This window comes from Pseudoalteromonas sp. XMcav11-Q (assembly GCF_040104525.1).
GTDB lineage: Bacteria > Pseudomonadota > Gammaproteobacteria > Enterobacterales > Alteromonadaceae > Pseudoalteromonas.
The window spans coordinates 119,921-143,710 of sequence record NZ_JBECOX010000012.1 but is presented as its reverse complement, the minus strand read 5'-3'; the positions used below and the strand labels follow the sequence as shown (position 1 = coordinate 143,710).

The 23,790-nt window shown below is 44.1% G+C and carries 16 protein-coding genes and 1 pseudogene; 11 read left to right on the top strand and 6 right to left on the bottom strand.

Annotation, left to right across the window (positions count from 1 at the left end; genetic code table 11):
* Positions 1-6: 6 nt before the first annotated feature.
* The 10 genes from ABMY45_RS18290 to ABMY45_RS18245 all read left to right on the top strand — a co-directional run bounded on the left by ABMY45_RS18290 (position 7) and on the right by ABMY45_RS18245 (position 11,625).
* Positions 7-1,206, top strand: a complete 1,200-nt coding sequence (locus ABMY45_RS18290; protein WP_010604888.1) for a lipoprotein-releasing ABC transporter permease subunit — start codon at positions 7-9, stop codon at positions 1,204-1,206.
* Positions 1,199-1,888, top strand: a complete 690-nt coding sequence (gene lolD / locus ABMY45_RS18285; protein WP_045990679.1) for a lipoprotein-releasing ABC transporter ATP-binding protein LolD — start codon at positions 1,199-1,201, stop codon at positions 1,886-1,888. Before ABMY45_RS18290 ends, lolD begins: the two co-directional genes overlap by 8 nt.
* Entirely contained in the window at positions 1,881-3,110 is a 1,230-nt protein-coding gene (locus ABMY45_RS18280) for a lipoprotein-releasing ABC transporter permease subunit (RefSeq protein WP_349289309.1), read from the top strand. Before lolD ends, ABMY45_RS18280 begins: the two co-directional genes overlap by 8 nt.
* A 569-nt stretch (positions 3,111-3,679) precedes the next feature.
* On the top strand, positions 3,680-4,948 hold the full coding sequence (locus ABMY45_RS18275; protein WP_349289308.1) for an efflux RND transporter periplasmic adaptor subunit: 1,269 nt from the start codon (positions 3,680-3,682) through the stop codon (positions 4,946-4,948).
* A gap of 41 nt (positions 4,949-4,989) precedes the next feature.
* On the top strand, positions 4,990-5,685 hold the full coding sequence (locus ABMY45_RS18270; RefSeq protein WP_010604884.1) for an ABC transporter ATP-binding protein: 696 nt from the start codon (positions 4,990-4,992) through the stop codon (positions 5,683-5,685).
* Positions 5,686-5,694: 9 nt separating this feature from the next.
* On the top strand, positions 5,695-7,056 hold the full coding sequence (locus ABMY45_RS18265; RefSeq protein WP_237115996.1) for an ABC transporter permease: 1,362 nt from the start codon (positions 5,695-5,697) through the stop codon (positions 7,054-7,056).
* Positions 7,057-7,058: 2 nt separating this feature from the next.
* Positions 7,059-8,279 (top strand): FtsX-like permease family protein, encoded by a 1,221-nt coding sequence (locus tag ABMY45_RS18260; protein ID WP_349289307.1) that lies wholly within the window; start codon positions 7,059-7,061, stop codon positions 8,277-8,279.
* Positions 8,280-8,339: 60 nt separating this feature from the next.
* A complete protein-coding gene (locus ABMY45_RS18255) occupies positions 8,340-9,659 on the top strand; it encodes a sigma-54 dependent transcriptional regulator (RefSeq protein ID WP_349289306.1) in 1,320 nt (439 codons plus the stop codon).
* Positions 9,656-10,993, top strand: coding sequence for an ATP-binding protein (locus ABMY45_RS18250; RefSeq protein WP_349289305.1), 1,338 nt, complete (start codon positions 9,656-9,658; stop codon positions 10,991-10,993). Before ABMY45_RS18255 ends, ABMY45_RS18250 begins: the two co-directional genes overlap by 4 nt.
* Before the next feature lie 185 nt (positions 10,994-11,178).
* A complete protein-coding gene (locus ABMY45_RS18245; protein WP_211866163.1) occupies positions 11,179-11,625 on the top strand; it encodes a hypothetical protein in 447 nt (148 codons plus the stop codon).
* 52 nt (positions 11,626-11,677) lie between these two features.
* On the opposite strand, the gene ABMY45_RS18240 is transcribed toward ABMY45_RS18245, so the two are convergent.
* The 4 genes and pseudogenes from ABMY45_RS18240 to ABMY45_RS18225 form a co-directional block, all read right to left on the bottom strand.
* Positions 11,678-13,126 carry a catalase gene (locus ABMY45_RS18240; RefSeq protein ID WP_349289304.1) on the bottom strand — a complete coding sequence of 483 codons (1,449 nt, stop codon included), beginning with the start codon at positions 13,124-13,126 and terminating at the stop codon, positions 11,678-11,680.
* A gap of 190 nt (positions 13,127-13,316) precedes the next feature.
* Entirely contained in the window at positions 13,317-15,035 is a 1,719-nt protein-coding gene (locus tag ABMY45_RS18235) for an AMP-binding protein (RefSeq protein ID WP_349289303.1), read from the bottom strand.
* A 227-nt stretch (positions 15,036-15,262) separates the two neighbouring features.
* A complete protein-coding gene (locus ABMY45_RS18230; RefSeq protein WP_010604876.1) occupies positions 15,263-18,436 on the bottom strand; it encodes a multidrug efflux RND transporter permease subunit in 3,174 nt (1,057 codons plus the stop codon).
* 4 nt (positions 18,437-18,440) lie between these two features.
* A pseudogene (locus ABMY45_RS18225) lies at positions 18,441-19,613 on the bottom strand (efflux RND transporter periplasmic adaptor subunit).
* Positions 19,614-20,031: 418 nt separating this feature from the next.
* On the opposite strand from ABMY45_RS18225, the gene ABMY45_RS18220 reads away from it, so the two are divergent.
* Entirely contained in the window at positions 20,032-20,634 is a 603-nt protein-coding gene (locus tag ABMY45_RS18220; protein WP_010604874.1) for a TetR/AcrR family transcriptional regulator, read from the top strand.
* Here ABMY45_RS18220 and ABMY45_RS18215 read toward each other — a convergent pair.
* Both ABMY45_RS18215 and ABMY45_RS18210 read right to left on the bottom strand, forming a co-directional pair.
* Positions 20,618-22,462, bottom strand: a complete 1,845-nt coding sequence (locus ABMY45_RS18215; RefSeq protein WP_211866157.1) for an ABC transporter ATP-binding protein — start codon at positions 22,460-22,462, stop codon at positions 20,618-20,620. The two genes, ABMY45_RS18220 and ABMY45_RS18215, sit on opposite strands and share 17 nt — an antisense overlap.
* A gap of 89 nt (positions 22,463-22,551) precedes the next feature.
* Positions 22,552-23,739: a hypothetical protein gene (locus tag ABMY45_RS18210; protein ID WP_349289302.1), complete on the bottom strand. Its 1,188-nt coding sequence runs from the start codon at positions 23,737-23,739 to the stop codon at positions 22,552-22,554.
* Positions 23,740-23,790: the final 51 nt, after the last annotated feature.

Here is a 23,790-nt window from a genome sequence, read left to right as displayed (position 1 = left end):
TAGATTATGTTTCAACCAGTTAGCCTCTTTGTTGGGTTAAGATATAGCCGTGCTGCGAAAGGCAATGCATTTATATCGTTTATCTCATTTTTCTCAATTGCGGGTATCGCCCTTGGCTTGATGAGTTTGATCACCGTCAGCTCAGTGATGAATGGCTTTGAGCAAACCTTAAAAGCCGCCATGCTTGATTTGATCCCGCATGTGCAAATTAAGGAAAATGAGCAACTTGATCAAAATAAATTACAAGCCATTGAAAATCATCCTTTGGTTAAGCAAGTTTCGCCATATGTTGCAAGTGACGTAATTCTACAAACCAATCAAGATTTGGTGGGTGTGCAACTTCAAGGACTATTTCAAGGGTATGAAACAGCGTTAGATGACGCCGTACGCGCAGGTAGCTTAACTCGATTGTATGAGCAAAAATACCAAGTGGCGCTGAGTCGCTATTTAGCCAATAAACTTGGCGTAAGCGTTGGTCAACAACTTCGCGTGATCATGCCTGAATTCACCACATACACACCGCTTGGCCGCACACCGACGCAGCGCTTATTTACCGTAGCTGCCATATATGATGGCCAAAGCGAAGCTGACACTTATTTGGCATTTGCCGACGGGAAGAGTTTACAGCGGTTAATGCGCAAGAAGCCAGAGCAATACGACCTTAACATTCATTTATATGATGCCTTTAGTCTGCCTGATTTTTATCAGCAAGCGGATAGCTTGTTACAAGGGCTCGAGATACAGGATTGGCAAACTCAGCAAGGCACATTGTTTGCGGCGGTTGCAATGGAAAAGCGCATTATGTCGCTATTACTTGGCCTTATTGTGATAGTGGCTGTATTTAATATCATTTCAGCGCTATCTATGATGGTGAGTGAAAAGCAAGGGGAAGTGGCTATTTTGCAAACGCTTGGCTTTACACCACAAATGATAGCTAAAGTGTTTATGGCGCAAGGGATGTATAACGGCATTTTTGGCACACTCATTGGTGTTGCTGGTGGATTATTGCTTTCGAACAATATTAATGAGGTGCTCCACCTCGCAGGCCTTCAGTTGCTTGGTGGCGCTGAACTTCCGGTCAAAATAGAACTAACAGATTTAACGATTATGGCAGTGGGCAGCATATTGCTAAGCTTTTTAGCAACCTTGTATCCAGCTAAACGCGCGTCGAGTGTGCTGCCTGCAGAGGTATTAAGATATGAGTGATTTAGTCATTGACTGCCAAGATTTGGTCAAAAGCTACCAAGATGGTAAAGCCGAAGTAACGGTACTAAAAGGCGTTGATTTATCTGTAACCCAAGGTGAGATGCTTGCCATTGTAGGTAGCTCGGGTTCAGGTAAAAGTACTTTACTGCATATTCTCGGTACCTTGGATAAAGCATCCACCGGCAGTGTAAAAATCAAAGGTGTGGAAGTTGGCAAGCTGTCACGTAAAAAGCAGGCGGAATTTAGAAATAAGCATTTGGGTTTTATCTATCAGTTTCATCATTTGTTGATGGAGTTTAGCGCGGTTGAAAACGTGGCGATGCCATTACTAATTGCCGGTAATAAAGCAAAACAAGCCCGCGAAAAAGCATTACTCATGCTTGATAAAGTAGGCTTGAGTCATCGTGCTGATCATAAGCCTTCAGAGCTTTCTGGGGGGGAGAGACAGCGTGTTGCGATAGCAAGAGCACTAGTAACAGAACCTGATTTGGTGCTAGCTGATGAACCAACCGGCAATCTTGATAAGCATAATGCGCTAAGGATCTATGACTTGCTGGCCGAACTCAATCAGCAACTAAAAACCAGCTTTGTTGTTGTAACACACGACCTAGAGTTGGCAGATAAGCTTGGTCGTGCAGTGCAACTGGACGATGGCAAAGTAGGTGTGTATCAGCATGCTTAGTTATTTTTTAAGCAAACGTTTTAGAGAGTCTAAACGTCAGCTTGGCTTTATTGGTTTTTTAACCCGTGCTTCTACGCTTGGTGTAATGCTGGGTATGGCAGTATTGATAGTCGCACTTTCTGTGATTAATGGTTTTGAAGAACAATTAGAGCAGCGGCTGTTGTCGGTGGTGCCGCAAGTTAGTTATCAAGCACCTTACGACCCTATTCAAGCGTGGCAGCAAAAAGTAGAGATCTTGGAGAGTCAACGTGGCGTCGTAAGCGCGACGGCTGAAATTAACTTAACAGCCATGCTGCAATACAAAGGCACCTTAAAAGCGGCGCAGTTAAAAGGGATCGCACCGAATAGGCATCATACGGTGTCGAGCATAGATGATTTTATAAAAGGCGCAGAACTAAAGGCACTAAAACCGGGTGAAGTGATCATCGGCAAAGGGATAGCTGACAAGCTTGGCGTCGTGGCTGGCGATAATATTCAACTCTTGGTTGCTAACAAACATTCGGATAATCCACTCGCTGCGCCAAAGCGATTAACGGCGACGGTGGTGGGGCTTATCGATATGGGCGGGCCACTTGACCAAACATTAGCCTTAGTGCCACTTAACGCACTGCAAGAAGCGATGGATTTTAGAGAAGACCAAGTAACGGACTTGCGTGCCAAGGTGAGTGATGTGTTTCAGGCACAGCAAATTGCGACATCAGCGGGCAGGGCATTACCCGATTTAGTGTACGTATCGTCTTGGTTTCGAACGCAAGGCGGACTGTATCAAGATATTCAGATGGTACGCACTATCGTCTATCTCGTGGTATTTCTAATCATCGCTGTAGCGAGCTTTAATATCGTCTCTTCTATGGTGATGGAAGTAAAAGAAAAGCGGGCGGATATTGCCATTTTGAAAACGATGGGTGCACAGGACAGTACGATTTTTTCGACTTTTGCGCTGCAAGGTGTGACGTATGCAGGGATAGGTGCACTGCTAGGCACAGGGATCGGCATTTTTATTGCTATTAATATCCCCGATATTTTTAAAGCCTGGATCAATATGAGTGATACCAATCCGCTTGAAGGCGTCTACTTTATTGAGTACTTACCGAGCAAAATTATTTGGACAGACATTTATATCAGTTTAGTCACGACTTTTGTTATGGCTGTCGTCGCAAGCTTATATCCCGCTTGGCAAGCCACCAAAACGGATCCTGCCAAAGTACTGGGAAATGGCTGATGATGGCAAAAATTTATAGCCGGTAAAACCGGCTATAACAAGTATATATTGGCTGCAGATAGATTAAATTCCCAATAGAAGAGGAAACGTTTGATCAAGTATCAAGATGTTTGCATGTGTTCACATCACTAAAATGTCAAAGTGACTCGCACGGCTGGACAGGCCCTAACCATCAAGCTTAAACATATTTTTTAATACCAATTTGTCTTAATACTAGCTCAATTTGAAGGTGTAAATCTGACGCTACCTGCGTTAAAAATTTCTTATTTAGAACAACTCAATAGCAAAACCTTTGCCTTGCAGATATGGATGTAGGCACCTTGGCGGTAGCAGGATGCAGTAGCGGTGTTATCGACAAAATTTTCTCGCTGCAGAATAGATCACTTAATTAAGAAAATTGATATAAAGCTCCCTTGTCCGCAAACTGTCCGGTGTCCGTCCAAACCCTCTCAATAAAGCCGTTAAATTACATAAATAGCATATAAAACAGTAAGATAAATTATGGCACGCTACTTGTTATTAGTTATTCATAATAATCGCGGACACCCTCTTGTCCGCAAGGAGGTAGCATGATTAAAGATACAAGTGCGCAAGACAAACAAATCGCAAAAAAGCGAACCATAAAAAAGCCTGTGATTGCGTTGTTGGCCGTTGGCATCACCTTAGGTGGATTAACCAGTGCTTGGCCAAGCATTAACACGATTTTATCTGCAGAGCAGACGGTATCGCGGGAGCAAGTACGTATTGCCACGGTAGTGAAAGGTGATATCAGCGAGGATATTCGTGTTGAAGGGCGTACGCTCGCTGCGAATAATCCAGACTTATACGCCATCGCTTCGGGCACAGTAACGCTAAACGTTAAACCCGGTGATGCCATCAAAGCTGGGCAAGCGTTGCTTAGTATCGACAGTCCAGAGCTAACCAACCGTTTACTACAAGAAGAGGCGACATTTGAACGTTTACAAACCGAAGTTGAGCGCCAACGGATCTCGATTAAACAGCAGCTACTCGATACCGAACAACGCATGGAAATGGCGAAAGTAGACTTAGAAGCGGCGGAGCGGGAAATGGCGCGCTCAAAACAAAGCATCGAAAAGCAAATTATCTCAAAATTAGAGCTTGAACAGTCAATGGTTGAACTTAAGCGCGCGCAGCTACAAGAGCGTCACGCCATCGATTCGCTAAAGCTTGAGCAAGAGCGACTTGCGTTTGAGCTAAAAAGTAGCGAGCTGAGCCTAACCAGACAACAGCATATTTTAGAAGAAGTGCAGCGTCAGGTAGCGGCACTTAACATTATATCGCCGTTGTCGGGTATTGTTGGTACGGTGCATGTCCAGCAAAAGCAGTTTGTACAGCGAGATGCGGCGCTAATATCCTTGGTTGACCTTTCAGAGCTTGAGGTTGAAGCGCAAATACCAGAAATTTATGCCGACAATCTAGGTGTCGGCATGGCCGCTGAAGTAATTATCAATCAATACCAATACCATGCAAAGCTGGTCGCTATTTCCCCTGAAATCGAAGCTGGCCGTGTCAGTGCGCGAGTACGCTTTGATGAACAACCAAGTGGTCTTCGCCAAAACCAAAAGGTATCTACAAGAATTATCCTGTCGCAAAAGCAAGACGTGCTCAAAGTAAGGCGTGGTGCATTTGTTGAAACTGGCGCAGGGCGTTTTACCTATACGGTTGTCGGTGAGCAGGCTGATCAAACACCCATTCAGCTCGGTGTAAAAAGTATTTCTGAAGTTGAGATTATCGAGGGCCTGAGTGAAGGACAAGAAATCGTGATTTCAAGTTTAGATCCGTTCAATAACAAAGCGCGAGTGTTACTCGGGAAGTAGCCTCATCTTGCGTACCGAATAAGAATGAGAAGGAATAGACAATGTTAAAAATGAATGAAGTAAGCAAAATTTATCGCACAGATCTGATTGAGACCCATGCGCTCAGCAATGTTAATTTAACCATTGAAGAAGGGGAGTTTATTGCGGTCACAGGCCCGTCAGGATCAGGCAAAACGACCTTTTTGAACATTGCCGGTTTGTTAGAGCGTTTTGAGCGCGGTGACTATTTTCTAGATGGTGAAAACGTTGCCAATCTTAACGATAAAAAGTTGTCTCAGCTAAGAAACGAAAAAATTGGCTTTATCTTCCAAGGCTTTAATCTTATCAGCGACTTATCTTTATATGACAACGTTGAAGTGCCGCTCATTTTTCGGGGGATTAAGGCCAGTGAGCGTAAAAAGCGCATTGAAGAAGCGCTTGAACTCGTTGGGCTTGCAAGCCGAATGAAACATCATCCCGCACAGCTAAGTGGCGGGCAACAGCAGCGTGTGGCTATTGCCAGAGCTTTGGCGGGGAAACCGCGATTCCTACTAGCGGATGAGCCAACGGGTAACTTAGACAGCTTAATGGCAAGGCAAGTGATGGATTTATTACAAGAAGTGAATCAGGCGGGTACAACATTGATTATGGTAACCCATGACAATGAGCTGGCACGACGAGCGGGTCGTAATATCCAAATTCTTGATGGTGAGCTAACCGACATTACCAAATCTCAGCTAACTGAGCTGGCAGTGTAGGAGTAAGCGATGAAAGAGCTAATACTATTAGCTTGGCAGGGATTAAAGCAAAAACCCAAGCTAAGCGCACTGATGGTGATCAACCTTGCAGTTGGGATCACCTTGATGTTGACGATGTCAGCCATTGTAAAACAAAGCAGCAGTGAGGTGATTGGTTATAAGGGAGATCACTTGTACACCGCGGGCCTAAATTTTTTTGATGGCGACCAAGACGTTGTCGATTTTAACCAATTTCCACGCTGGACATATCAAGATGCAGAGGCGCTTAAGCAAGCGGATTTACCATACGAGCATCTATCATTTAACTACACCACAGAGTTTATTGTGGGGCTGGCGGATAACTCAGTTAGACCTATTAGTGTAGAAGCTTCTGGTACAGATAGAGAAATGTTTAGTGTACTAGATGCGCCGTTTATCCACGGAGCTTCTTGGAGTGAACAAAGCCAGCAAAGTGGTGAAGCGGTCGCTGTGATCAGTAAAAACGCTAATGACCATCTTTTTGGTGGGGCGAATTCTGTCGGGCAGTTTATTCAAGTTCAAGGCGAACAAATACAAGTCGTGGGCGTGGTTGATTTAAGCAATTATAAACGTCGTTTCCAAGATTTGAGCTTTAGTAATAATTACAATCACGATGCATTTATCCCGCTAAATTATGCCTATGCGCAAAACTTTCCAAGAACAGGGCAAGTATCGTGTAGAACCGACGATTTATACACCGCAACCAACCCGCGTAGCGGCAGTATCGACATGCTGAAAAGTGCTGAATGTGGTTATTTGACGGTTTGGTTCCAGTACCAAAATGATATGGGGGTGGCACATCTTGCAGAGCTAAAAACTTGGTTGAATAACTATACTGCAAATCAGCAAGTGGTTGGCCGTTTTCAACACAACAATCTCACCGATTTTTATAGCATGGGTGAGCTCTATATTTTGATCCAGCGTTTTATGGCATGGGAAGCCATTTACCTAACGTTTTCATATTTACTATTTGCCATTTGTCTAGTGAACACTGTGGGGATCCTACTGGCCAAATTCCAAGCCAATCGTAAGCTTATTTCCCTTTACCGAGCCCTCGGTGCAAATCGTGGGGTGATCATGAAAATTCATTTTCTAGAAATTCTCATGCTCACAGTTGCATCTGTGTTGCTTGGTTTTGTACTCGCATTTGCAGGACTCGAGTTGATGTTCCATTTGCGTATGTATCAGACGGATTATATGGCATTTGCCGAGCAGGTTCGTCAAATCTATCAGTTTGATGGTGAGCTGGCACTTTTGACCACCATAGGTATTTTCTTGGCGGTTGGGATATCTGGATTATATCCGGTATACCGTAGTAGCCGTGTATCACCAGCTGCAGAGTTAAGGGGGTAAGTATGGCGATTAAACATATTTTAAAACTGATCTTAAAACAAAAAAGTATTGCGCTGTTAATTATTCTACAAATCGCGATCACCGTGATGATTGTCAGCAATACCGCGTTTATCAGCTATGCAACGCTGCAAAACTGGCTAATTCCTTCAAAGTTGGAAGAGCAACAAATTCTCAATGTAACGACGCGTGTGTTTGATACCTCCGTAGACGTGCAGTCACTTATAGAAAAGGATATTCAAGCGATTGAAAATGTGCCTGGGGTCGTTGCCGCATCTTATGCTGGTAGAGAGCTGGTATTAAACAGCTTAGGCCCTGGATGGACTATTTTTAAAGATACCCAACCAGAAACGGATTACAGCGTGTTCGGCTACTTTGGCTTGGATGAAAAAGGGGTAGATGTACTTGGGCTTGAACTTGTTGAGGGGCGGAGATTTTATGCCAGCGAATTTATAAAAGGTGATGAGGCAACAAAAAATGCAGGCGTTATTATGATAAGTGACGACCTTGCCACGTCTTTATTTGGTGGTGACTCTGCCCTTGGGCAGACGGTGTATATTTCAAGACAACGCATTCCACATCAAGTAGTTGGTGTTTATAAAGGTAAAATGCTTGGAGAAGGCGCAACATACAATCAACAACACTACAATTCAGGGGTTGTACCTGAGGTCATATGGGGTAACCGTCAACGGGCAAATTATTTAGTCAGGGTTGAAAAAGGTGTGTCTGAGCGAGTGCTAGAAGAAGTTGAAACGGCACTGTATCACACCAGCGGACGAATGGTTGAGCGAGTAGAGTTTGTTGCTAGGGCAAAAAAACGTTTGTGGGATGGCCGTAGCACCTTTGCACTCACCATGGCAGGTATAAGCATCATAGCATGCGTGGTCACCGCGCTTGGTATTGTCGCACTTGTCAGCTTTTCTGTTAGCCTAAGAAAGAAAGATCATGGTGTACTTCGTGCGTTAGGAGCATCTAAAGGCAAAGTGATGTGGTCTTTAATTAAAGAAAATACAATTTTAGTCTTTATCGGTTTAGTGCTAGGCTTTGGTCTCTCGATTTTGCTTTACTATTTTTTGATGAATAATGTTCGCGTGCAAAGTGTGGTAGAGATCCCGTTATTGGTTGGGGTCGCTATTTTTACTTGGCTTGTGAGTACATTGGCGGTGTACCTGCCTGCCAAAGAAGCTGCGAAAGTGTCGCCGGCACAAGTAACTAAATCGAGTTAATAATAAAAACAACAAAGCCCCGAAAGGGGCTAAATCTACAAATTAGGATCAAAAGCGTTCATGAGTGTATTGGTAATTGACGATAATCCGGATGTAATTCAAGCCATTAAAGTCCTTTTGTTACTCAATGATATTCCGTGTGAAGGTGTTACCTCTCCGCAGCTGGGCCTAGAGAAGGTTCGTAGCAAACAGTTCGACTTAGTTATTCAAGATATGAACTTTACCCGAGACACCACCAGCGGCGCGGAAGGTAAAGCCCTGTATAAAGCAATCAGAGATTTAGAGCCTGATTTACCTATCATTTTATTGACCGCTTGGACAAATCTTGAAATGGCGGTGGAGCTAATTAAAGATGGTGCGGCAGACTACTTAGCTAAACCTTGGAAAGATCATAAACTCGTCACTTCAGTGAAAAACTTGCTCGAAATGCGAGAACTACAAGAGCAAGTAAGTAGCGCTGCTAATCAGCGCAATGCCAGATTACAAAAGCTAAAAGCGCAATACGACCTGTGTGGTGTGGTGGTTGCCGATCCGGCCATGTTGAGCTTGCTTGAAATGGCGACTCAGGTTGCGCACTCCGATGCGCCAATTCTGATCACAGGACCAAACGGCGCTGGAAAAGAGAAAATTGCAGAAATTGTGCAAGCCAATAGCAGCTATAAACATAAGCCCTTTATTAAAGTGAATGCGGGGGCCATTCCGGCGGACCTCATTGAGGCCGAGTTATTTGGGGTTGAAAGTGGTGCTTATACAGGCGCACAAAAATCGAGGGCTGGGCGCTTTGAAGCAGCCGATGGTGGCACCTTGTTTTTGGATGAAATCGGCAACTTGTCTTTGACAGGTCAGCAAAAGTTACTAAGGGTTTTACAAAGTGGTGAGTTTGAACGCGTTGGCAGCACGGTCACGAAAAGGGTAAATGTTAGGGTGATCAGTGCCACCAACAGTAATTTACCAGAAGCCATTCGCGCAGGTAGTTTTAGAGAAGACTTGTATTATCGGATCAATATGATTGAGCTTAAACTGCCGCCACTATCTGAGCGAAAAGAAGATATTGCCGTGTTAGTGGATCACTTTTTGCCGAGCAATAAGAGTTTGAGTAACTCGGCAATGAAGCAGTTAAAGCACCACACGTGGCCTGGAAATGTCAGGGAGCTTGAAAACACCATAGGCCGTGCTGTGTTGCTGAGCCCCGGGCAAGAAATTGAGTGTGAGCATTTAGCAATTCAAATACCACAACATGAAGAGCCGCTTGAATATACACAAGCAGATATCGAAGCTGCATTAGACAGCGCTGATGGCGTAGTCAGTAAAGCCGCAAGAAAGCTTGGATTAAGTCGGCAAGCACTATACCGGAGAATGGAGAAGTTTGGCTTAAAATGACGGTGTCTCTTCAAGCAGCGGTGTCTGCATGCTTATTTGTATCACTATTGGTGTTTGCGGCTATTTTATGGCTGGCAGCTTCATTTGCAATACCACTTACTCTGGCAATTCCGGTGGGGCTGCTTGTTGCAACGGTATTTGGCACTGTCGGTATCAGTTACTTTTTCTCTCGCCAACAACGGATCATAGATTGCTTAACGGACGGGATCCGCAGTTTTAAAGATCAAGACTTCTCAGTTCAAATTACGCATTTTGAAAGCATAGAAATGTCTGATTTAATTCTGGAATATAATCGTTTATCGACGACACTAAAAAAGCAGCGCCACGCCACCAGCCAAAGGGAGTTACTACTCGATACTATTTTGCAGGTGTCACCGGTATCTATTTTATTACTAAACCAATTTGATCAAGTGGTATACGCTAATGATAAAGCAGGAAAATTACTTAATAACAACAAGTCGTTAAGCGGCCTAGTACTGCATCATGCTATCGCGAATGCAGATCCTAAACTGCAAACCATTTTGCTACAAAAAGAATCTGGGTTTGTGACCTTTCAAGCCAATGATGAAAAGCAAAGCTATTACTTTTCAAGGCAGAGCATAACGCTCAACCACCAGCCACATGTATTGTTAATGTGTCAAAACTTATCTAGCGAAATGAGCCGTCAAGAAGTAGGGCTTTGGAAAAATGCGATCCGCCTTATCAGTCATGAACTCAATAATTCATTAGCGCCTATTTCTTCGTTGACTAACTCCGCAAATACGATTGTTGAGCGCAGTGCTAAAGAACAAAATCATACCCTAGTCCAGTTGTTGCCTGATATGCTGGCAACCATTAATCGCCGCACCGAAAACTTGAGTGAGTTTGTCGCTAAATATAGCGAATTTGCGAGATTACCGGCTCCTAATATTTCAGAGCAACCCTTGCAGCCCTTACTTGATACCGTAAATAAGCTTTATGACTTTACTCTGCTGGCACCACTTCCTGTGGAGCGCGCTTTTTTTGATCCCATACAGGTAGAGCAGGTGATGATTAATTTGGTTAAAAACGCCCATGAGTCAGGATCTAAGATAGATGAAATAGGCGTGAAGCTGCTGGTTGATTATCAACGCCTGATAGTCGTGGTTGTTGACAGAGGTGTAGGAATGGAAGAAGAAAAGCTAGCAAACGCAGTACTGCCGTTTTTTTCTACTAAACCCAGTGGCACAGGCATAGGGCTGAGTATTTGTAATGAAGTCGCGATTGCCCATGGTGGACAACTTAAACTCTTTAATCGCGAGAAAGGTGGTCTAATGGTCCAGTTTGATCTACCCCTCGTTGCACCAAAAACATAGCGTTGTAATAACACTTACCCATATCAGGTGGGAGCGGGTTCACCCCGCGATCTTTTAGGTTTTTATGCCGCGGAAATCTTTTTGTCGTGATAAATCACGACCCACAGATAATATTGGTTGAGCGCATATCTATCGACAGGCAGAGGCAGAGCAGCGATACTCAAGCAAGTTGACAATATAGGGAAATGAACTTGAACACGAAAACTCAAACGACCAACCACTTTTTACTCTTCGCGGGTGTGTGTACAGCCATTGCGGCAGTGGCGCACATTGGCTGCATTATCTTTGGCGCGCCTTGGTATCGCTTTTTTGGTGCGGGCGAGGAAATGGCTACTATGGCCGAACAGGGGCTTATTTATCCGCACATTGTCACTGCCGTTATCGCTACGATTTTACTGCTCTGGTCATGCTATGCGTTTTCAGGGGCGAAACGGATCCGACAATTACCTATGCTTAAAATCGCCCTGTGTGTAATAAGTGCAATCTTTTTAATAAGGGGAATTGGCTTTGTTTTTATCATGCCAACGATCCCAGATAACAGCATGACGTTTTGGCTGGTGAGTTCATCAATTTGCTTGGTTATAGGTGGGGCTTATACGCTTGGAACCAAAAAGGCATGGTCACAAATCTAGCAGCTTTAAAAGCTAGCACTTCAGGTGCTAGCTTTTTGTTCAGATTAGGCAGTTAACCTTTTTCATTCAGTGCCGTTCTAACACCGGCTTCAAGTTCTTCGTGAACAGATTTAAATAACCCAAGTTGGCGTTCAATGATATATTCAGGTACACCCGCCATAGCGCGTGCTATGTTGCCGTACAAGCGCTGTTTTTGGGCATCATCAAATAGGCAATATAGGTCACGAGGCTGTGAAAAATCATCATTGTCTTTGCGGTGGTCGTATCTATCCGCCATTCCTTCAAGCTCAAGAGCAGGGCGTTTATACTCTGGGCTCTCTTTTGGGCCTCCCATCGAGTTAGGCTCGTAGTAAGCATCTTCGTTACCACCCGGCTCATTGTTAAAGAACCGCATTGCACCGTCTTTGTGGTAATGGTGCACTGGGCATTTTGGACGATTAACGGGTAATGCCTCATAATGCGTACCGAGTCGGTAGCGGTGAGCATCGGCATAGGAGAAAATGCGTGCTTGCAACATTTTATCCGGAGAAAACCCAATGCCAGACACCACGTTAGACGGACTAAATGCAGCTTGTTCTATCTCTGCAAAATAATTGTCTGGTACGCGATTTAATTCGAGTGTGCCAACATCGATGAGTGGAAAGTCGCCATGCGGCCAGACTTTGGTTAAATCAAACGGATTGTGTTGGAACTGTTTTGCTTGTGCTTCAGTCATCACCTGAATTTTCATATCCCATTTCGGATAATTTCCGCGCTCTATGGCCTCAAGCAAGTCCTCTTGAAAACTCTCTCTACTTTCGCCAATTACAGATTTTGACTCTTCATCGGTATGATGCTGGTGGCCTTGTTGGGTTTTCATATGAAACTTCACCCAAACTCTTTGGTTTTCCTCGTTAATCATACTAAAGGTGTGAGAGCCATAGCCATTCATATGTCTCACATCCGTTGGCAAGCCACGGTCAGACATTAAAATCAATACTTGATGCAGGCTTTCTGGCGACAGTGACCAAAAATCCCATTGCGCGGTGTTGGAACGCAGGTTGGTTTTTGGGTGGCGCTTTTGGGTGTGAATAAAATCTGGGAATTTATACGGATCACGGACAAAAAATACGGGGGTATTATTACCAACTAAATCCCAATTTCCTTCATCAGTGTAAAACTTTATCGAGAAACCTCTTACGTCACGCTCCGCATCGGCAGCCCCTTTTTCACCGGCTACTGTTGAAAAGCGCATCAGAATGTCGGTTTGCTTACCAACCTCAGCAAATAGCTTTGCCTTGGTATATCGGCTTATATCGTTTGTTACCGTAAATGTTCCAAACGCACCCCATCCTTTAGCATGCACGGTACGCTCTGGAATACGCTCTCTATTCTGATGCGCCAGTTTTTCGATTAGCTGGTAGTCCTCAACCAATAATGGGCCTCGAGGACCTGCGGTAAGGCTATTTTGATTATCGGCGATTGGATTACCAGCTGTGGTGGTTAATGGACACTTGGTCATTGCTCGTTTCCTTCATATAAAATTTAGAAACTAACAGCAAGAAATGAACCAAAGAAAAATTCAATTTAAACAATTAGTTGAGTAGTAGCTTAGCGGTGGTTGTGATTTTTACAGAGCAAAGTTTTCAAACGCGTTGTAAGAGCTACGTAAGTGGTGAGCTAGGATATTGCTCACCACTTACTCATCTTAGTTACTGAGATTCGGCAAATGCATCTAGCTCACTTTCCATTTGCTCTCGCATTTTGAACTTTTGTAGCTTGCCTGTGACTGTCATCGGATAATTTTCAACGAGCTTGATATGTTTTGGGACTTTGAAATAGGCGAGTTTATCTTTTAAAAATATACGAATATCCTCTTCCGTAATATAGTGTCCGGGCTTAAGTTGAACCCATACACATACTTCCTCACCATATTTTTCGTCTTTGATCCCAAATACAGCGGCGTCTTGAATATCATGATGATGATAAAGCACTTCCTCAATTTCTCTGGGGTAAATATTCTCGCCACCGCGAATGATCATGTCTTTTATGCGGCCGACGATACTGACGAACCCTTCGTTGTCCATTACCCCTAAATCGCCAGAATGTAGCCAGCCATCGCTATCAATAGTTGCCGCCGTTTTTTCTGGGTCTTGCCAATAGCCTTTCATTACGCAATATCCTCGGGCACATACTTCACCTGGTGTGCCAATTGGAGCAATATGTCCTAGTTCATCAATGATTTTTACCTCGGTATGTGGCATAGCGCGACCAACAGTCTGCACGCGTTTCTCAACAGGCGAATCGATTTCGGTAATATTATTGATTGGGCTGCACTCGGTTTGCCCGTAACCAATTAGTACATCGGTCATATGCATTTGGGTTTGTACTTGGCGCATGACCTTTTCAGGGCAGGTAGAGCCTGCCATCACGCCAGTGCGCAGCGAAGATAGATCAAACTGTGTAAAGTCTGAGTGCTCTAATTGTGCGATAAACATTGTTGGTACACCGTGAAGCCCAGTGCACTTTTCTCGTTCAACAACTTCTAAGGTGACAAGCGGATCAAAGCTATCGTTAGGGAATACAGCGCACGCCCCTTTACTGATACAAACGAGATTACCGAGCACCATGCCAAAACAATGATAAAGCGGCACGGGAATACAAAGCTTGTCTTGCTCTGTGAGCTTCATGGCATTGGCGACGAGTAATCCGTTATTGAGGATATTACTGTGGGTGAGGGTGGCGCCTTTCGGGTTGCCTGTAGTACCTGAAGTGAATTGAATATTGATTGCGTCGCTGGCACTGAGGTTGGCTGCAATCGCATTTGCCTCAAGATAGTGGGCATCATTAGCTTTAGATAACAGGGTGCTGAAATTCATAAGACCGGGTTCAATATCTTCGTCAATCAGCACAATCTGTTTGAGAGAGGGAAGGCGCTGTGAAGATAATTCGCCAAACATACAGTCATAAGATTCTGGTGCCAGCTCTCTTATCATGTCAACGTAATGGCTATGTTTAAATGATTTCGCCATAACTAACATCTTACACTCAACGTTGTTTAGCACGTATTCAAGCTCGCTTGGACGATAAGCTGGGTTAATGCACACCATAATTGCACCAATTTTAGCGGTTGCAAATTGCACTAGACTCCATTCAAGATTGTTTGGAGACCAAATCCCAACTCTATCCCCTGGTTGTATGCCCACAGCTAAAAGGCTTGCGGCAAGTTGATTTATTTTGGCGAGATACTCACGATAATTTAAGCGAACAGATTGATGAGAGACAACAATGGCTTCTCTTTCTGGATAATTGTCGACAATATCTTCTAGGTATTGCCCTATGGTGAGTTGAGTAAGCGGTGCTACTTGGGGGCCTTTGAAGTAACTCTTTGTAAGTGCACTTGCATTTATTAATTGGCTCTCTGTTGTCATATCTTGTCCTTGCTGTTGATCTCTAGTTTTTATCATTATGCTTTATCAGTGATAACCTAATTGTCGACAAAATCAAGTGCATTTGGACGAAAAGCATGAAATTACGACTAATGGCTAGTGATAAAGTGTGTGATGGTGAGGTAGTGGAAAGGTCAAGAGTAGCTTTTTTGGGGTATAAAAAACGCCTGAAAATTCAGGCGTTTTGTGGTTTCACTTAAGGGATGTTATTAAGCTAATCCTTCATCTGTATCGACATGCTCATCTTTATGATGCTTCGCGATTTCATCTGAAAGTTCTTGCTTAGAACGCTTCTCTGACATCCGTCTTGCCATTAGCCAATAGAAGAATAGTGGCAAAAAGAATACTGCGAGGAAGGTAGCCGAGAGCATACCACCCATTACGCCGGTACCCACACTGTGTCTTGCTCCTGCGCCAGCTCCAGAACTCATCACCAGTGGAACTACACCAAGTATGAAAGCAAGTGAAGTCATGATAATAGGTCTAAAACGCAGTCTTGCCGCTTCAAGGGCTGCAGTTGCTGGACTCCATCCTTCTTGATACTTCATGAGTGCGTACTCGACAATAAGAATGGCATTTTTACTGGCAAGGCCAAGTAGGGTAACCAAACCGATTTGGAAGTAAACGTCGTTGGTTAGCCCAGCGATCCAGATTGAGACCAATGCACCAAAAGTACCAAACGGTAGCGCTAACATAACCGAGAATGGCAATGACCAGCGCTCATAAAGTGCTGCTAGGATCAAAAATACCATGATCACGGCCATACCGAGTGCAATACCGGTTGTACCAGAGTTTTGCTTTTCTTGGAACGCGGAACCCGTCCACTCGTAAGTCATATCAGGTGGTAGCACTTTGTTGGCGATACGCTCAAACTCCGCGATAGCTTGACCTGAGCTGTAGCCAGGTGCTGCTTCGCCCATTAACTTAACTGCAGATAAGTTATTGTAACGATTCATGGTTTCCGGGCCGCGACTATACTCAACATCCGTAAATGCAGAAATTGGTACCATTTCGCCACGATTGTTTTTCACATAAATGCGGCCAACATCTTCCGGTGTCATTCTAAACTCGGCTTCAGCGGACATAATCACTTGCCATGCACGACCAAACTTATTGAAGTCGTTGACGTAGTAATTACCTAAATTGGCTGCAAGTGCGTTAAACGCAGAATTGATATTAACCCCCATGGCACGCGCTTGTTCACGATCCATATGCACCTTTAGCTGCGGTGCATCAGGACGCCATAGCGTTTGAATGCCAGTAAGGATAGGGCTCTTCTGCGCCTCGGCCATGATCATCTGCATGCCTTGCTTCAATTTAGCGGGATCAGAGCCGCCTTTATTTTGCAAGAAGACTTCAAATCCGCCTGTTGTACCCAAGCCGAAAATTGGTGGTGGGTTAAACGCCAGCACTAATGCTTCGTTAATATGCGCGGTTTTCATAAATAGCTCACCAACAAGTTCCTTCGCCGACACATCGCGTTCATCCCAATGTGTTTGCGTCACGAACATAGTCGCCGCGCTATTTTTGAAGCCACCACCGATGAAGTCCATCCCTGTAAACGCCACGACGTTTTCGTTAGCTGGGTTTGACTTTGCAGCCGCTATCACTTCATCAGCCACTTTAGCGGTGCGCTCTAATGAAGAGCCGTCAGGCAAGAACACCGCTATCATATAGTAACCTTGGTCTTCGTCTGGTACCAACGAGCTTGGTGTTTTTTGCCACAGGAATACCGTTGCACCAATCATCGCTACCATTAAGGTTAGGCCTACAAAACCACGGCGAACCATAAAGCTAACCGCACCAACATAGCGTCCGGTTACACGATGGAACCAGTCATTGAACCACAAGAAAAACTTGGCATCTTGTTTGTGCTCATGCTTAAGCAGCAATACACAAAGTGCAGGTGTCATCGTCAGTGCAACCACACCGGATAAACTTACAGAGATGGAGATTGTGATCGCAAATTGGCGGAATAGTTCGCCTGTTAACCCACCGAGGAAAGCGATAGGTACAAACACCGAACACAATACCAATACAATCGCGACTACGGGGCCGCTTACTTCTTGCATTGCTTTAACTGCGGCTTCTCTAGCCTGCAAGCCTTGCTCATGCATAATACGCTCGACATTCTCAAGTACTACAATGGCGTCATCTACCACGATACCAATCGATAACACCATGCCGAACAGCGTAAGCGTGTTAATCGAGTAACCGAGCATATAGAGACCTGCAAATGTACCAAGTAACGAGACCGGAACTGCAAGCGTTGGAATTAGCGTTGCACGCCAGTTTTGCAAGAACAGGTAAACCACTAAGAATACCAAAATCATTGCTTCACCAAGCGTTTTTAACACCTCGCGAATTGAGACTTCTACAAAGCGTGTGGTGTCGTAAGAGTTAACGTGGGCGAGGCCTGTAGGGAACTGAGGTTTGATCTGTTCAATTTCAGCCTCTACTGCTTTAGCCACGTCAAGCGCATTCGCGCCCGGTTGCAAGAATACACCGAGCAATACCGCTTCCTTACCGTTAATAGTACCTTGGAAGTTATAGTCTTTAGAACCAAGCTCTACGCGAGCAACATCCTTAAGGCGCAGTGTTGAGCCATCTGGGTTTGCACGAACGATGATATTTTCGAACTCTTCAGCCGTCGATAAACGTCCTTTCGCGGTGACACTATAAACGAGCGATTGCGCGTCTTGAGATGTCGGTGTTGCACCAATACTACCCGCAGCATACTGAGAGTTTTGCTCTCTAATTGCACCCGCAATATCGTCTGCTGTGACTTGCAATTGACTCATAATATCCGGGCGCAACCAAATACGCATGGCATAGTCTTTAGCACCGAAGATCTGCACGTTAGTCGTACCTGGAATGCGTTTGACGCGGTCAAGGATATTCATGGTGACGTAGTTAGATGTCCAGAGACTTTCTCGAGTTCCATCTGGCGAATAGAACGCGTGTACTTGCAAGAAGTTAGAAGATGTCTTTTGAACCACAACGCCTTGGCGTCTAGTTTCTTCAGGGAGACGAGCTTCAACTTGCTTCACCCGGTTATTTACATCTACGGCAGCCTGATCAACATCCGTTCCAATCTCAAAAGTTACTGCAATAGTTGTTACGCCGGAGTTGGTACTGGTTGATGTCATGTACATCATGCCTTCAACACCCGTAATCGCGTTTTCGATAGGGGTTGCAACGGTTTGTTCTAATACATCCGCTGATGCACCAGGGTATACCGCACGTACCTCAACTTGAGGTGGAGCGATTTCGGGATACTGCGCAACAGGCAAACTGCGCATGGCAGCAAGGCCCGCAAGTACAATCACGATAGAGATAACAAAGGCAAAAATAGGCCTGTTTATGAAATATTTGGAGAACATCAGATTATTCCCCTTGCTCGCTCACAGACACTGGCATACCAGGGAAGAAGATCCTCGCCATGCCTTCAACGATGACAGGTTGACCTTCTGTTAAGCCTTCGCGAATAACCCACATATTCTCATTATTAAGCTTGACCCACTCACCAACTTTGACCGGTGCAGGCAGGGCTACGGTTGTGCCTTGTTCATTTTTGGTGGCAATGTATACAAATTTACCCGTGCCGTTGTCTAATACCGCTCTTTACGGAAGTACAATCGCGTTATTGCGTACCGCACCAGAGAGTTTAACTCGAACAAACTGACCTGGTCTTAACTCGCCATTTTTATTAGGAATACGAGCTTGTAACTCACTGGTACCCGTGAAGCGGTTTACCCGAACGTCGCTAAAGTTTACTTTACCGGCTTGTCCGTATAGTGAACCGTCTTGCAGAATAATCGTGGTATCAAATTCATTATGATCTGGTAATGACAATGAGCCATTTTCTACATCTTGGCGCATTGTTAGCTGCTCACGCTCTGAAAAGCCGAAGCGAGCACGAATGGTGCTAATGTCGGTAAGTTCAGTTAATAGTACACTCGGACCAGAAACATAACTGCCTTCTGACATCAGTTCACGACCAACAATACCAGAAACAGGTGCTTCAACTTTGGCGTATTCAAGGTCTAGCTTGGCTTCACTCAATGCGACTTTTGCAGATTCTAAATTCGCAACTGCAATATCGTAGGCCGATACTGAGTTATCAAAGTCGCGCTTTGATACTGAACGCTCGTTCTTCAAACGCTCAAGCCTTTCGCTCTCGCGCTTAGTTTGATCAACGTTTGCTTTTGCTGCCTGAAGTGCTGCCTGCGCTTTTTCTACCGCTAATTCAAAAGGTTTAAGCTCGATGGTGAATAATGAATGACCAGCTTTTACAAATTGACCTTCCTCAAAGTTGCGAGATTCGATGATCCCAGAAACTCGAGAACGAATTTCGACTTCTTTATCACCCGCGAGAGTGGCCGGAAGTTCGATATCGAAAGGCACTGATTGAGTAGTAACTTGTTGTACACTCACTTGCGCAGGTGGCATTGCATGGCCCCCTTGCTGTGGTGCTTCTGAACACGCTGACAAAGTGCCTAACGTGAGCATTAAAAAAGATAGGTGTTTAACACGACTGCGTATTGATGCTGGATACATGAACACTCCAATTCCTATATTATCATTTTATGCTGCCCCGGCTTTGACGGGGAACTACCTTGCAATTTGCCTTTAATAACGCACACTCAACTGGATGCAATCAGTCAAGTGAGTTCATTTCATACCTTAACCACACCAAAGTAAAGGCTATTTGTTCGACAATTAAACAAGTAAACGGTAGTGTATACTTAAAGAAATAAAAGGTAAACGGTTGCGTGTACTTTTCTTCAATTTAGGTATACGATCATGTGTACTTTTTATTAACGACTTTATTGATTAAAATAAAGGGAATGTTGATTTATTACGAAGAAGGCTTATCTCTGTATAGAGAGGTGATTCTCGGTATACAACTGACCATGTGAGTAGCAGCTATCAATGGCTCGCTTTTCCCACTATTAATTAAAGACAGAATAAGTAAATGACGCAACTTTCACCAAAACAGCAGTCAATTTTATGTGCAGCGATAGAAGAGTTCGCTCAAAAAGGCTTGCAGGCGACGACGATGGAGTCGATCAGTCAATCAGCGGAAGTATCAAAGCGCACGTTATACAAGCATTACTCGACCAAAGACGAGCTCTTTGATGCCGTTGTTGAGCTGTTAATTGAGCGAATTAAGCCGATAACTGCGATACAATTTATCCCAAACTATGACTTTTCAGTGCAACTGCAACATCTTGCGAAAAGCGCAATGACTTTGTTGAATGACGAGGATTATATGCGTTTGTCGCGTATTGTGATGATTGAATCGATGCGTAGTTTTGAGCAAGCACAGAATTTAAATGAAAAGTTTAGTCATTGTGAAGCCGCGATGATCCAATGGTTCGAAGATGCTGCGAATTCAGGGTGTCTTGGTAGTTTTGATGCGGACTTTGCCGCAGCGTACTTTTGGGGCGCACTGAAAAAGCTAGGCTATTGGGAACGCGCGATAAAATGGCAAGCTCCGCTTCCAGAAGCAGAGCTTGATATATTAGTTGAAAAGGCGGTCTCACTATTTTGTAATGGCGTTACTCAACGCCAATAAATCCACCGGTTTGATGCGACCACAGTTTGGCGTAAATACCACCTAAAGCTAGCAAGGATTGATGGCTTCCTTCTTCTACTATCCGACCTTCATCCATAACGATTAGTCTGTCCATTTGTGCAATCGTGGATAACCTATGGGCAATTGCAATAACGGTTTTACCTTCCATCAGTGCATCTAAGCTCTCTTGGATAGCTTGCTCAACCTCAGAATCCAAGGCTGAAGTGGCTTCGTCTAAAATTAAAATTGGCGCATTTTTTAGTAATACACGGGCAATGGCGATACGTTGGCGTTGGCCACCTGATAGTTTCACACCGCGTTCACCTACTTGTGCGTCAAAGCCAGTATTACCGTGACTGTCTTCTAAGTCTTGGATAAAATCGTAAGCCTGCGCTTCTTTTGTTGCGGCTATTAATTCTTCTTCTGATGCATCAGGGCGACCATAAAGAATATTGTCACGCACGCTGCGATGGAGCAAAGAAGTATCTTGCGTCACCATGGCGATATGACGTCTTAAGCTTTCCTGTTTTACTTTCGCAATATTTTGGCCATCTATTTCGATGCTGCCGCCGTCGGTATCGTAGAATCTCAGTAATAAGTTCACTAAGGTCGATTTACCCGCACCTGAGCGGCCAACTACACCAATTTTCTCGCCGGGTTTGATATGTAGGTTCAAGTTGTCGATGACGTTATGCTGTCTCGCTGCATCTTTACGCTTATAAGCGAAGGTAGTGTTACAAAAGTCGATTTTTCCGGCTTTAAAATCTAACTGTGGCGCTGTTTGTTGGTCAACAATATCAAGCGGTCTTGAGAGTGTGTTCATGCCGTCTGCAACCGTACCAATATTTTCGAATAGGCCGCTAATTTCCCACATTATCCACTGCGCCATACCATTTAGTCGTAAGGCTAAACCAACTGTAATTGCGATTGCACCAGCGGTTATCGCATTAAAAGACCATAAGTAGATGGAAAGTGCCGCGACGGAAAATACCAAAAGATAATTTAAGGCTTGAATACTAACGTTTAAGCTAGTTGCTAAGCGCATTTGCTTATATACAGGTTGAATAAACACATCCATGCTGTCTTTGGCATATTCTTCTTCTCGTTTGGTATAAGAGAAAAGCTTTACGGTTGAAATATTGGTGTAGCTATCAACGATCCTTCCCGTCATTTCTGAGCGCGCGTCAGCCTGCTCACTAGAAACACGTTTTAGTTTAGGAACAAAATAGAATTGGAAACAGATATAGCAGGCAAGCCAAATAACTAGCGGGATCATCAAACGTATATCACTGCTCGCAACAAGTGCGAGCATGGCGGTGAAGTACACTAAAATATAAACCAGCACATCGAGTAGCTTCATGACTGATTCGCGCACGGCTAGGGCGGTTTGCATCACTTTAGTTGCAATACGCCCTGCAAACTCGTCTTGATAGAATGTCATAGACTGCTTTAGCAAGTAGCGGTGTGCCTGCCAGCGAATAGCCATTGGGTAATTACCCAATAAACTCTGATGTAAAATGGCGCTGTGAAAAAAGACTAACAGTGGCAGCGCCACTAACGTGATGACAGACATTCGAATTAACTCGGTTTGTTTAGCTTCAAATAGAGTTTGTGGTGTATAAGTGGAGAGCCAGTCAACTAAATCACCCATAAAGCCAAATAATGTTACTTCCAAAATTGCGAGGAGCGCAGCACTTAGCGACATAAATAACAAGGGTAATTCCATTCCCTTAGTATAGAAGCGACAGAAAGCCAACAAACCTTGTGGTGGCTGACCAACTTCTTGCTCGGGAAAGGGTTTGGTAAAGCGTTCAAATACTCGATACATGGATGATCCCTAAATTTGTTCAGAAGCTAGTCTACCTTGATAGTATGAAATGCGCGAGTCACAGATTGGTGCTCAATTTGCACGAATGATTATAGTTGTTTTTGGTTGAGTAGTTTTTGTGTAATGAGCTCACCAGTGACAGCATTATAGCTACTCAAAGTCAGTGGCGTAGAATAGTGCTTTAAATAGACCTGATCATGTGGTTTTTCTACTGTAATTTTATCGATTGGGACGAGTTTATTACCTTCCTCGACAAAAAATGACAGCTCTAAATAGCATGGAAACACCTTTTTACATACACCGAGTGATTGTTGTTGTAAGTCAAACGTTGAAGAGAGCCAACTTGGCCTATTATTGATTTTAGTGGTTTTGGGCCAAGTTACAGAAAGATCAAATCGTTGCGGGTCTGAAGAGTAGTGCTGAGATTGGCTTGCTACTCGTGCGAGGAGCAAAGGAGTATTGCCACTCACTGATTGAACCTCAGATAAGCGAACCTGATCAACGGTGAGTGGATTAACTTTCAATGTTTGCTTGAGTTCACTTGCCAGTTGGTTTTGTTCATCTAGTTGAGAAAATCCGAGGTGAACGAGTAATTTTGCATCGCGATTGTTATCAAATACCTTTTCTTTTATGTGTTTAGCCGCGGCTTTGGCTCTACCTTGTTGTGAGTCGTGATCGTAACTAATAATCTCGTAGCCAAGCGATTTGGCTTCAAATATCAAGCTAGCGTAAGTCGCCTCCATGGTGTAGATCCCATGCTCATATGTTGTAAAGCCGTGTTTATTGATTTGCTGCTCAACGCTTACCTGTGGGGTAAGCGCTTCTAATGCAAGATAGCGATAGCCTTGTTCATATAAAGGCTTCAACAGGGCAATCGTTAGCGCTCGGTGTTTAGCATTATGATACGCCTCGTTTACCATAGTGATACGCGTGTCAGCAGCCTTTTGTTCTATGATTTCTAGCGCAGGAACTAGCCGATAATCGTTTAGCAACATATCTGGGTTGATCACCCCAGAGGTGAGTTTTTCTGCTTCAAAATAATTGCCGACAATAGAATGATAAGTTGCTGCATATTGAATGTTTGCTGAGCTGCTATCTAAATGCCCTTTGACTGGAATTTGGCTTTCAAGTGACTGTGTGTTTTCAAACACACGTTTATCTGAGTTAACACCAAAGATTAAAGAAGCAGGGTTAGCGCTTGAATGTGCTAATGCTGTTACGGATATCAGCGAACATGCGCAAAAAATAACGGCTTTTCCATATTGTTGAGGTAACACCTAAATCCACTCCTTGCGGTTTATTACGGTTATATTAATAGCATAAAAGCG